This window comes from Litorivivens sp. (genome assembly GCF_041624475.1).
Lineage (GTDB): Bacteria > Pseudomonadota > Gammaproteobacteria > Pseudomonadales > Spongiibacteraceae > Litorivivens.
In genome coordinates, this window is the sequence record NZ_JBFJUX010000002.1 from 375,354 (window position 1) to 387,665 (window position 12,312).

A 12,312-nucleotide genomic window follows, 5' to 3' on the forward strand; every position below is an offset into this window, starting at 1 on the left:
AACGACACTCGCTGAGGAAATCAATTGAATCGGTCATTCGCCGGGATGAATAATCAGTGCGCATCATGATTTTCCGCCTCTGCAGACTGATGCCCGGTGTGCTGGTGACCGCCCATCATGTCTTTCATACACAACGTACCCGGATCGACGCAGCGGTTGAGGATTTTGTCGTATAGACCGGGCATAACGGAGCGGTAATAACGAACCGGTTCGTATTCGCTGGGCTTCTCCAGCTCTTTATAAACCGGGCGTGTCAGGTCTTCGCCCTGTGTTTTAACGCGGGCTATCCAGGCCTCAAAGGCCTCATCTTGCATGCCATGAAACTTGAAGCGCATACCGTTAAATCCGGCACCGGAGTAATTCGCTGAAAACCCGTCGTATACGCCAACTTCGTTGATGACGGCATGCAGTTTGGTTTCCATGCCCCCCATGGCATAGATCTGCCCGGCCAGCGCGGGGATGAAAAAGGAGTTCATCATGGTTGTGGACGTGATTTTGAACTGAATCGACCGATCCAGCGGCGCAGCCAGTTCGTTTACGCTGGCGATGTCGTACTCGGGGTAAAAGAAGAGCCACTTCCAGTCCATGGCAACCACCTCGACCACCAGGGGTTCCATATCGGCTGGGACGGGCTTGCCTTCATCAATGCGAGATAGCGGACGATAAGGGTCTAGCTGATGGGTGCTGACCCAGGTCATTGCACCCAGAGCAATAATGATGGCCAGGGGGGCCGCCCAGATGACCAACTCCAGATGGGTTGAATGATCCCAATCGGGGCTATAGGTTGCCTTCTTGTTGGAGGCGCGATAGCGCCAGGCGAACCAGAACGTGAGGGCGATGACCGGCACCACGATAATCAGCATCAGGATGGTGGCCCAGACAATCAGGTTTGCCTGCTGCGCTGCAATGTCACCCGACGGAGACATCACCACCCAGTCGCAGCCGGTCAGGAAAACCGGTGCCAGAGCGGCGAACAACAGCGTTTTACTGAATCTTTGGTTAGTAAACATTGCCACAGATCAACCCATCGAGTGGAAACTGGCGCAAACTTTACGCCAATCGGTCGGTGCGGTGAATTGGACAATTTGTCCTATAGCTGACCCGCAGCAAACGCGGTAGTCTGTGCCCAGATCGAGCGAACTCACCGGGATTTGCCTGACCATGGCCACACTCAACGCCAATAGCAACGCGACTTCAGCCTCAGATTTTCAGACGCCGGATGGCCACTCGCCTGTGGCCCCCGGCGAAATCGCCGTCGGCGTCATCATCGGACGCGCATCGGAACACTTTGACTTTTTTGTGTTCGGGATGGCCTGCGTACTGGTCTTCCCGCAAGTGTTTTTCCCGTTTGCCGAAACCCTACAGGGGATGCTTTACGGCTTCGTGATCTTCGGCATGGCCTTTGTCGCGCGGCCTTTTGGCACCGCCCTGTTCATGAGCATCCAACGGCGCTGGGGGCGCAGTGTAAAACTCACCGCCTCGCTGTTTCTACTCGGCACTGCCACAGCCGGCATCGGTTTTCTGCCGGGCTACGCCAGTCTGGGCGGCACCGCCATTTTCCTGCTTGCCCTGTTTCGCATACTGCAGGGCTTCGCCCTGGGCGGCTCGTGGGATGGTTTGCCGTCACTTCTCGCCCTGAACGCACCGCGTGCGCGCCGAAATTGGTACACGATGTTCGGCCAGCTCGGTGCGCCGATTGGTTTTCTGCTGGCCAATGTGCTGTTTCTGTACCTGATTCTCAATGTCAGTGCCGAGGATTTTCTGGCCTGGGCCTGGCGTTACCCCTTCTTCGTGGCCTTTGCCATCAATGTGGTCGCCCTGTTTGCCCGCCTGCGTCTGGTACTGACCGAAGAATATACCCTGGCGCTGGAAGAAAGCGCACTGGAGCCCATCAGTACCCGTGAAATGCTGGACGAAGAAGGCCCGACCATTTTTCTCGGCGCCTTTGCGGCGCTGGCCAGCTACGCCCTCTTCCACATTGTGACCATCTTCCCGCTGTCCTGGATCCTGTTGAATGGATCGCAGGTTATCAATGACGTACTGACGGTTCAGGTGTTTGGCGCGCTGATTGGTATTCTTGCCACAATTGCCTCGGGCGTGCTCGCCGGCAAGATCGGTAAGCGCCGCACGGTGGGCTGGATGGCCGCGGTGATCGGGGTGTTTGCCCTGTTTGCGCCCTATCTGATGGGCGGCTCGCCGGGGCTGCAAAACACCTTTATTCTGATTGGTTTCGCCTTGCTGGGTGTTTCCTATGGTCAGTCGCAGGGAACCGTAACTGCCAATTTCAAGCGTCGCTTTCGCTACACTGGCGCCGCCCTCACTTCCGACTTTGCCTGGCTGTTTGGCGCCGCTTTTGCGCCCCTGATTGCGCTGGGCCTGTCAGTACAGTTTGGCCTCGAAGCAGTCAGCCTCTACCTGATTTCCGGCGCTTTCTGCACCCTGCTGGCGCTGTATATCAACCGCAAGGTCGACGTTCAGTAGTTTAAAAGAGAAACAAAAAAGGCGACGCTGCTTGCACAGGGTCGCCTTTTTTTATCGGCATATCGCGCTATTTGAAGTAGGCGTTTTCGGTATTGGTGTGATCTGTCATGTCACGGACACCTGCCAGTTCAGGCACCTGTTCGACCAGCGATTTCTCGACACCTTCCTTCAGCGTTACATCAACCATCCCGCAGCCCTGGCAACCGCCACCAAACTTGAGAATGGCGAATTTGTCTTCGGTGATTTCCACCAGTGAGACTTCACCGCCGTGGGCTGCCAGTGACGGGTTCACCTCGTTATACAGAATGTAGTTGACCCGATCTTCCAGCGGACTGTTTTCATTAACCCGTGGCAGACGTGAATTGGGCGCCTTGATGGTCAGTTGGCCACCCATGCGGTCCTTGGCGTAATCCACCGTGGCGTCTTCCAGAAACGGCACGCTGCGGGTTTCTACATAAATAGTCAGTTTCGGGTAAGGAATCTGAATATCGTCGTCCTGGGCGTCGCCCTCACGACAGTAAGCGATACAGGTTTCCGCTTTCGGGGTTCCTGGCTGGGTGATAAACACACGCACACCAAGCACATCATCGCCCTGCTTTGACAACAGTTCCGCCAGGTAGTCCTGGGCAGATTCGGTGATGGTCATTTTGACTTCAGTGCCGTCTGTGGCGGCAACCGCTTGACCTTCCGACATAATTACCTCTTGAGTTTGCACCCGCGATGCGCTGCTTAGGGCGCCGTCTAACCGAGTATTCGCGGGCGTAGTCTGATAGAATTCGCCAGTTTAACACGAAGCCCAATTCTCACATAAGCGCAGAGCGGTTTATGGGGGCTTTTATTTGCTTTTTCAAGCAGTTAATTCCATACAGTTTTTAAGGATTTAGCAAGACAATGGCCAATCGAGCACAACGCATTCAGGCACTCAAAGACGCCCTACAGAACCGTATTCTGGTCATCGACGGCGCGATGGGGAGCATGATTCAGTCCTATAAGCTCGAAGAAGCGGATTACCGCGGCGATCGCTTTGCCGATTTCCATCTCGATATCAAGGGCAACAACGATCTGCTCTCTATTACCCGGCCGGATGTTGTCAAAGACATCCATCAGGCCTATCTGGATTCCGGCGCGGATATTATCGGCACCAACACCTTTAACTCCACCCAGGTCGCCCAGGGCGACTACGAGATGCAGTTTATCGCCGAGGAGCTGAACCGGGCCGGGGCCAAAGTCGCTCGCGAAGCCGCTGACGCCCAGACCGCCGCCACGCCTGACAAACCCCGCTTTGTCGCCGGCATCCTCGGGCCAACACCGAAAACCGCCTCTATTTCACCGGATGTGAACGATCCGGGCGCACGCAATATCAACTTCGATCAGCTGGTGGAAGATTACTACGCAGCCACCAAGGCACTCGTGGAAAGCGATGTAGACTTGCTGTTGATTGAAACGATTTTCGATAGTCTGAATGCCAAGGCGGCTATCTACGCCATTCTCAAGTATTTCGAGGATAGCGGCGAAGAAATTCCGATCATGGTTTCCGTCACCTTCCCGGACGTCAGCGGCCGCACCCTGTCCGGGCAGACCCCAACCGCCTTCTGGAATACCATCGCCCACGCCAAACCACTGATCGTCGGCACAAACTGTGGTCGTCGCATTTCCGAGATCCGGCCCTTCTTTGAAGAGCTGGCGGACGTGGCCGAGTGCTATGTCAGCGGCCACTTCAATGCCGGCCTGCCCAACGAATTTGGTGAGTACGACGAAACCCCCGACGACATGGGTCGAGAGCTTCGGGAGCTGGGCGAGCGTGGCTACCTGAATCTGGTCGGCGGCTGCTGCGGCACCACCCCGGCCCACATTGAGAAAATCGCTGCCTCCGTTGCGGACGTAAAACCGCGCGAGATTCCGACAAGAGCAATCGCCTGTCGGTTAAGCGGGCTGGAGCCTTTTACCATTACCCCGGATTCGCTTTTCGTGAACGTCGGCGAGCGCTGTAACGTCACCGGCTCGGCCAAATTCAAGCGCTTGATTCTGGAAGACGACTACGACACCGCGCTGGCAATTGCCCGGGAGCAAGTCGAAAACGGCGCGCAGATTATCGACGTGAACATGGATGAAGGCATGCTCGATGCCGAAGCAGCCATCGTCAAGTTCCTGAACCTGATCGCCTCGGAGCCGGAAATCTCCAAAGTGCCCATCATGGTGGACTCCTCAAAATGGGACGTCATCGAAGCCGGCCTGAAATGTATTCAGGGCAAGGCGGTGGTGAACTCCATTTCCATGAAGGAAGGCGAAGCCGAGTTCATCGAGAAGGCCCGCATCTGCCGCCGCTTTGGTGCCGCGGTTGTGGTCATGGCCTTTGACGAAGACGGCCAGGCGGACAATCTGGAGCGACGCAAGGAAATCTGCTCGAAATCCTACGACATTCTGGTCAACAAGGTCGGCTTTCCGCCCCAGGACATCATTTTTGACCCGAACATCTTTGCCGTCGCCACCGGTATTGATGAGCACAACAATTACGCCGTGGACTTCATCGAGGCGGTCAAATACATCAAGGCTGAGTTGCCGCATGCGCTGGTTTCGGGCGGCGTATCGAATGTGTCGTTCTCCTTTCGGGGCAACAACCCGGTGCGTGAAGCGATTCACTCGGTGTTTCTGTATCACGCCATCAAGGCCGGCATGGACATGGGCATCGTAAACGCAGGGCAACTGGCGGTTTACGACGATCTGCCCGAGGAGCTGCGCGAACTGGTTGAAGATGTAATTTTGAACCGGCGCGATGACGGCACTGAGCGCCTGCTGGAGGTTGCGGAAAAATACCGCGGCGACGGCACTACAGCCTCCAAGCAGGAAGACCTGAGCTGGCGCGAGCTGCCGGTATCCAAGCGCATCGAACACGCGCTGGTTAAAGGCATCACCACCTATATTGAAGAAGATGCAGAACTGGCCCGCCAGGAAGCCGCCAAACCCATCGACGTGATCGAAGGGCCATTGATGGATGGCATGAACGTGGTCGGCGATCTCTTTGGCGCCGGCAAGATGTTCCTGCCGCAGGTGGTGAAATCCGCGCGCGTCATGAAGCAGGCTGTGGCCTACCTGCAGCCCTATATAGAGGCCGAAAAGGAAGAAGGCGCCAAGCCTAACGGCAAGATCCTGATGGCCACCGTCAAGGGTGACGTACACGATATCGGCAAGAATATTGTGGGCGTGGTGCTGCAGTGCAACAACTTTGAGGTCATCGATCTCGGGGTAATGGTTTCCTGCGACAAGATTCTCGATGCCGCCCAAAAGGAAAACGTCGACATTATCGGCCTGAGCGGATTGATCACGCCCTCATTGGACGAGATGGTGCATGTTGCCGCCGAAATGCAGCGCCTGGACTTCAACGTTCCGCTGATGATTGGCGGTGCCACCACCTCAAAAGCGCACACCGCGGTCAAGATTGAACCGAAATACAAAAACGACGCGGTTATATACGTGCCGGATGCTTCGCGCAGCGTTGGTGTCGCGACCCAGCTGATCAGTGATACGCAGAAAACCGCGTTTGTTAAAGAGCGCAAGGATGAGTATGCCCGTATCCGTGAACGTCGGGCCGGCAATGAGGCCAGAGGCCGCCGCCTGCCCTACCCCACAGTCGTGGAAAAGGGCTTCAAAACGGATTGGGAAAACTATACTCCCCCTACGCCGACGTTTACCGGCACCCGCACCTTTGACGACTACCCGCTGGATCAACTGCGGGAAACTATCGACTGGACGCCCTTCTTTATCACTTGGGGGCTGGCCGGAAAATACCCGAAGATCCTCGACGATGAAAAAGTCGGCGAAGCGGCGCGCAACCTGTTCAATGATGCCCAGGCTATGCTCGATCGCATTATTGACGAAAAACTGCTGAAAGCCTCCGGCGTCATCGGCTTCTGGCCGGCGGCCAGCGAAGGTGATGACATTGCCCTTTACGATGAGGACGGCGGTGAATTGGCCACCCTCCACCACCTGCGCCAGCAAACCGAAAAGCCGGACGACAAGCCCTACATGAGCCTGGCGGACTATGTCGCCCCTAAAAAGAGCGGTGTAAAGGATTATGTCGGCGGTTTTGTCGTAACGGCAGGCATTGGCGCGGAAGCGCTGTCAGCAGAGTACGAAGCCAAAAACGACGATTACAGCGCCATTATGGTCAAGGCGCTTGCCGACCGGCTGGCTGAGTCATTTGCTGAACATATGCACAAGCGGGTACGGACCGAGTTCTGGGCTTACGTGGACAGCGAAAACCTGAGCAACGAAGAGTTGATCAAGGAAAAGTATCAGGGCATTCGGCCAGCGCCGGGCTACCCTGCCTGTCCTGACCACACCGAAAAGCCAACCCTGTTCACAATACTGAATGCAGAAGCGGAAACCGGTGTCGCGCTGACTGAGCACTTTGCCATGACGCCAGCGGCGTCGGTGAGCGGGTTTTATTACTCTCACCCCGAGTCGCGTTATTTTGCGGTGGGCAAAATCGCTAAAGACCAGGTGGAGAGTATTGCCGAGCGCAAAGGTAAATCGTTTAAGGAAATGGAGCGTTGGCTGTCGCCGGTACTGGATTACGATCCCTAGACGCTCTTATCCCAACCCTCTCCCCGCCCGGAGAGGGTGTGGGTGTGCAACCGGCACGAATAAAAAAAGCCTCTAGAGAGGCTTTTTTTATGCTGTGGCGATACTTACTTGGGCATGCTGGCCAGCCAGAAAGTAACAGTACCAACCACCAGCGCAATGATCGCGATGCTGGCAAAGGCATCGGCCAGGGCGTCTTGACGAGATTCTTCAGACATCGGTGTTTCCTCAGGCTAGTGTTAAATCCGGCGGCATTGTAGCGGATTCAGTCAAGCTGACCAAGTCGCAAGCGGCCCAATGATGACGCCCAGTCCTAAGCATATGAAAAACTGATCTTTCCCCTCGAGCCTGCATCTACGTACCATAGCGGCCACAGCAGTTAAGCGTCCCGTAAGCTCGCGCTGACAAAGGGTTTTAGTGTAAAATTGCGCGCCCTCAAAGTCAGCTCCACAGGCATTTCAGGGGCTAACCAGGATCAAACCGGACCTAAATCGGAAGCACGATGTATATATACGATCAATTCGACCGACAGATTATCAATGAGCGGGTCGCCCAGTTTCGGGATCAGACCCAACGTTATCTGGCGGGTGAAATCACCGACGAGCAGTTCCTGCCTCTGCGCCTGCAAAATGGCCTTTATATTCAGCGCCTGGCACCGATGCTCCGCATCTGCATACCCTACGGTACCCTGAATGCCAACCAGCTGCGCAAACTGGCCGACATTACCCGCAAGTATGACAAGGGCTACGCTCACTTCAGCACCCGCCAGAATATTCAGCTGAACTGGCCCAAGCTGGAAGAAGTTCCGGATATCCTCGCCGATCTGGCGACGGTGGAAATGCACGCCAACCAGACCAGCGGCAACTGTATTCGCAACTTTACCGCTGATCAGTTTTCCGGCGTGGCTCAGGACGAAGTTGAAGATGCCCGCCCCTGGTGTGAAATTTTGCGTCAATGGTCAACCTTCCACCCCGAATTTGCCTTTTTGCCGCGTAAATTCAAGATTGCCATTTGTGGCTCCAAGCGGGACCGCGCAGCCGTGGCCTTCCACGACATTGGCCTGGAAATCATCAAAGACAGCGCTGGCGAGACTGCGTTCAAGGTGTTTGTCGGCGGCGGCCTGGGCCGCACCCCGGTTATCGGCTCCTTGATCCACGATTGTCTGCCCAAACAGCATGTTATTTCGTACCTCGATGCTATCCTGCGGGTCTACAACCAGCTCGGTCGCCGGGACAACAAATACAAGGCGCGGATCAAGATTCTGGTCAAGGCTATGGGTGCAGAAGCCTTTAAGCAGAAAGTCGAGGACGAATGGCAGGCCATCAAAGACGGACCGATGACCCTGACGCAGGACGCCATCGACCATGCTTTCAGCTTTTTCCAGCCCCCCGCCTATGAAGCGCAGGACGCCGCTGCGGCCCAGTCGACACTGGATGACCAGCGTCTGGCCGAGCCTCGCTTCGCTGCCTGGTTAAGCCACAACACGGTAGCGCATAAACAGCCCGGTTACGCCGCCGTTAACGTTTCCCTGAAAGAAACCGGCGTCGCGCCCGGCGATATCACCGCAGAGCAGATGGAAGCGGTCGCTGCGCTCAGCGAAGAGTTCGGCTTTGGTGAGATTCGAAGCACCCACGAGCAGAATCTGGTACTGCCTGATGTACGCAAGATTGATCTGTTTGCCCTCTGGCAAAAGCTGGATGCCCTGCGTTTGGCCTCTCCCGTAATCGGCACCCTGAATGACATGATCTGCTGCCCTGGCGGCGATTACTGTGCACTGGCGAATGCCAAATCCATCCCGGTGGCCGAGGCTATTCAGCGCCGCTTCGATGATCTGGACTATCTTTACGATCTGGGCGAGATTGAACTGAACATTTCCGGTTGCATGAACGCCTGTGGTCACCACCACATCGGCCATATCGGCATTCTCGGGGTAGACAAAAAGGGACAGGAGTTTTATCAGGTCTCCCTTGGCGGCAGCCAGAGCAACGATGCCGCTATCGGCAAAATTCTCGGCCCTTCGTTTGCACAGGATGAAGTGCCCGAAGTGATCAGCAAGCTGCTGGAAACCTACGTCAACAACCGTACCGAGGAAGAACGCTTCCTGGATACCTACCGTCGTATCGGTATTGAGCCTTTCAAGGAGCGTGTATATGCCTGAGCGTATTATCAAAGACGGCGCCATTGTTGAAGACAACTGGCAGGTGGTTCGCGAGCTGGAAGGCGATTTGCCCTCCGGCAATATCATTGTACCGGCCCAGCGCTGGCTCGATGAGAAAGACGCCCTGCAGGCACGCGGAAACGTGGCAGTATGGCTGGCCAGCGATCAGTCGCCCAAGATGCTGGGCGATGCGATCAATGGTTTTGAATTGATTGCCGTGGACTTCCCGGCCTTTGCTGACGGTCGCGGCTTCAGCTACGGGCGTGAATTGCGTGAGCAACATGGGTTCAGTGGTGAATTGCGCGCCATCGGAAACTTTATGCGCGATCAGTTGGCCTATCTGAGTCGCTGTGGTTTCAACAGCTTTGCTCTGCAGAACACAGATCTCGATGCTGCCCTGAATAGTCTGCAGAACTTCTCTGTGCACTACCAGGTGTCAGTCGACAATCCCCAGCCTCTGTTTCGGGCCCGCCAGGGCTAATCGCTACGCCCTGGCTGAGCCAGGGCGCGTGTCCCTTCTCTAAAATAAAGGTTAGAAGGTCATAAAGTCAGGGGTATTGAACTTCCAGCTTTTGACTTCAGCCCGCTCTTTGATACGCCAGCCTTTGTCTGTTCGCACGTATTTATCGACGTACCACAAACCCAGCATAAAGACATGGCTCTCCCCTTCGCCCATCGCCATTTCCATCGGGTTAAAGCACATCACTCGGCCCTCGGCGGTATCGCCATTGACCTTGATCTGCATATTGGCATTGAGGTGCTGGGAGTTCGGAAAGGCCGGCAGGGCCTCTTTCAAAAAAGTGATGGTGGCTTCCAAATCACCCACCGAGCCGTCGAAGGCGCTGTAATCGATATGGGCGTCGGCGGTAAAAACATCGCGCAGCTCGTCGGCCGCTTTGCGGTCAATAATATCGGCGTAGTGGTAAAGCAGATCCTGGATTTCAAAACGATCAGATATTTCCTGCTGAGACAGCATGGGGTAGCTCCTTGTTATGGTTAACACCTAATGAGAGTAAGCCTAGCTTAGGAGCTGCGCGGGGTTTTTGCCTCACCCTAATGGGGGGAACCTTTTTTCGCAAAACAACGGCGAAAAAAAGGCCGCTTGCGCGGCCTTGTGATCAGTCTTCCAGCTTGAACACCCGGCGGGCGTTATCGCCGAGGAACTTGGGCCACACCTCGTCCTTGAAGGGCACGTTGGGCATATCCTTGAAAATACGATCCAACGACAGCCCCATCGGGAAGTAGCCCGCGTACATGATCTTGTCAGCACCGCGCTTGTTGGCGAAGTTAATAATCTCTTCCGGATAGTGCTTGGGCGCAAAGGCGCTGGTCATGTAGTAAAGGTTCGGGTACTTGAGCATCAGTTTCCAGGCCAGCTTTTCCCAGGGCTCGGCACCGTGGCGCATGACAATTTTCAGCTCGGGGAAGAACCAGCAGATTTCATCCAGCAGTTCGACTTTTTGCGGCGCCATCGGCAGGCGCGGACCCGGCACACCAATGCAGGGGCAGAACGGCAGATCCAGCTCAACCAGCTTGGCGTAAATGGGGTACCACTTGTTTTCGTTGTAAGGCACCTGCGGGCACAAACCCGAAGCAAAGGCCGTTACCGCCTTGATGCCGTATTCCTTGTGCAGGCGCTCGATCTTGCGCACCTCTTCCATACCGTTGTTGGGATTGGCTTCATAAGCGGCGAAGAAACGTTCAGGGAAGCGCTCAAGGGCTTCTTTGGCAACAACATTGTTGTCGTCGATACCAAGCATGGCGCGCTGAATGCCGTGCTTGTCCATCTGCTCAACGGTGTAGGCAATGTAGTCGTCTTTACCGCCGACCTGCGGCACATCCTTGAACATGTACTGGGCGGGGAACTTGAACATCTCCCGGCTTTCCTGATCCATGAGCAGGGGCTTCATGAATTCATACCACTGGCTGTTGTCTTCACCTGGCACATTGAGCATCAAATCGATGATCGGGAAATCGGTAGGCATGGGCATGGTAACGTCCTCATTATCATTGTTCAGCGCGACAAAACGCCAAGAATGACCGTATTTTTGCGCAACGGACCATTCTCTCTCAATAGCAAACTACGTCAGATATACCCGCAAATCCGGTCACTTGCGTTAATTCAGGTGGGTCAGTTGATTACGCCGGTTTCAACAATGGTGCGATTGCGGCCCTGATTCTTGGCGCGATACAGGGCCATATCGGCCAATATCATCAGGCTGTCGAGCTCTTTCTGGTCGGTCAGCCCGACAATACCAATACTGACAGTGACCGGGCGCAATTCGCCCTTGTCGTCGCTTAGCAGATGCTCCTTACACAGTCTGGTGCGCAAGCGCTCAAATGTTCCGTAGGCATTCATGGGTTTGGAATTAGGCAGACAAACTGCAAATTCTTCGCCGCCGATACGCCCGACTACATCGTGCAGCCGCAGGCTGCCCTTGAGCAACTTACCAAAGGCCTTCAAAACTTCATCGCCCTTAGGGTGACCGTATTCGTCGTTGATCAACTTGAAATGGTCAATATCAAGAATCGCAATCGACAAGGGTTCCTTCGATGACTTCGCCATCTCGAATTCGGCATTGGCTCGATCAAAAAAGGCCCGACGGTTCAGCAAGCCGGTCATTTCGTCGCGATAGGCAAGATCCCGCAGCTTCTCGACGTCGCGACTCAACTGGATGGTGTCTTTCTGGGTGCGCAGAACATTGTTGATCCGCGCAACCAGAGCAGTAAAACTGAAGGGCTTGGTGACGTAATCGTTGGCCCCGGATTCCAGGCAGCGTGCCAGATTGCTGTCTTCGGTATTGGCGGTAAGAATGATAACCGGGAGCTCGGTATGTTCGTCACTCAGACGAATCTGCTGCAGAACCTGATGGCCGTCCATCTCGGGCATGCCAATGTCCAGCAGTACCAGATCCGGACGCTCCTGATCAATCAAGGCCAGCCCCTCGCGACCGCTTTGTGCGGTCACCATATCGAACCCCTCGTCCTCCAGACCATTCTTGAGGATATCGAGGTTATAGGGTGTGTCGTCGATAGCGAGAATTTTAGTCATAAAAGGGAGTTACCCACCCAATATGCAGATATGGCTTATA

General features: G+C 55.2%; 9 protein-coding genes. 4 read left to right on the forward strand and 5 right to left on the reverse strand.

What is annotated here, in order from left to right:
- Window positions 1-53: 53 nt before the first annotated feature.
- Window positions 54-1,010, reverse strand: a complete 957-nt coding sequence (cyoA, locus tag ABY734_RS04490; protein ID WP_372777845.1) for a ubiquinol oxidase subunit II — start codon at window positions 1,008-1,010, stop codon at window positions 54-56.
- Window positions 1,011-1,161: 151 nt separating this feature from the next.
- Between cyoA and ABY734_RS04495 the strand changes: the two genes are divergently transcribed.
- Window positions 1,162-2,481 (forward strand): MFS transporter, encoded by a 1,320-nt coding sequence (locus ABY734_RS04495; protein ID WP_372777799.1) that lies wholly within the window; start codon window positions 1,162-1,164, stop codon window positions 2,479-2,481.
- Window positions 2,482-2,548: 67 nt separating this feature from the next.
- Here the strand turns inward: ABY734_RS04495 and nfuA are convergent, their stop codons facing one another.
- Window positions 2,549-3,175: a Fe-S biogenesis protein NfuA gene (gene nfuA / locus ABY734_RS04500; protein ID WP_372777800.1), complete on the reverse strand. Its 627-nt coding sequence runs from the start codon at window positions 3,173-3,175 to the stop codon at window positions 2,549-2,551.
- A gap of 197 nt (window positions 3,176-3,372) precedes the next feature.
- On the opposite strand from nfuA, the gene metH reads away from it, so the two are divergent.
- The 3 genes from metH to ABY734_RS04515 all read left to right on the forward strand — a co-directional run bounded on the left by metH (window position 3,373) and on the right by ABY734_RS04515 (window position 9,701).
- Complete coding sequence (gene metH, locus ABY734_RS04505) at window positions 3,373-7,065, forward strand: methionine synthase (protein ID WP_372777801.1); 3,693 nt, start codon at window positions 3,373-3,375, stop codon at window positions 7,063-7,065.
- Between the two features lie 499 nt (window positions 7,066-7,564).
- Window positions 7,565-9,220, forward strand: a complete 1,656-nt coding sequence (locus ABY734_RS04510) for a nitrite/sulfite reductase (protein WP_372777802.1) — start codon at window positions 7,565-7,567, stop codon at window positions 9,218-9,220.
- On the forward strand, window positions 9,213-9,701 hold the full coding sequence (locus tag ABY734_RS04515; RefSeq protein ID WP_372777803.1) for a DUF934 domain-containing protein: 489 nt from the start codon (window positions 9,213-9,215) through the stop codon (window positions 9,699-9,701). Before ABY734_RS04510 ends, ABY734_RS04515 begins: the two co-directional genes overlap by 8 nt.
- Before the next feature lie 51 nt (window positions 9,702-9,752).
- Here ABY734_RS04515 and ABY734_RS04520 read toward each other — a convergent pair whose 3' ends face one another.
- From ABY734_RS04520 to ABY734_RS04530, 3 genes are all read right to left on the reverse strand, one after another.
- Window positions 9,753-10,196, reverse strand: a complete 444-nt coding sequence (locus tag ABY734_RS04520; protein ID WP_372777804.1) for a nuclear transport factor 2 family protein — start codon at window positions 10,194-10,196, stop codon at window positions 9,753-9,755.
- A 142-nt stretch (window positions 10,197-10,338) separates the two neighbouring features.
- Window positions 10,339-11,211 (reverse strand): amidohydrolase family protein, encoded by an 873-nt coding sequence (locus ABY734_RS04525; protein ID WP_372777805.1) that lies wholly within the window; start codon window positions 11,209-11,211, stop codon window positions 10,339-10,341.
- Between the two features lie 140 nt (window positions 11,212-11,351).
- The gene (locus ABY734_RS04530) at window positions 11,352-12,272 is read right to left on the reverse strand and encodes a diguanylate cyclase (RefSeq protein WP_372777806.1); all 921 of its coding nucleotides are present in this window, start codon (window positions 12,270-12,272) and stop codon (window positions 11,352-11,354) included.
- Window positions 12,273-12,312 lie beyond the last annotated feature (40 nt).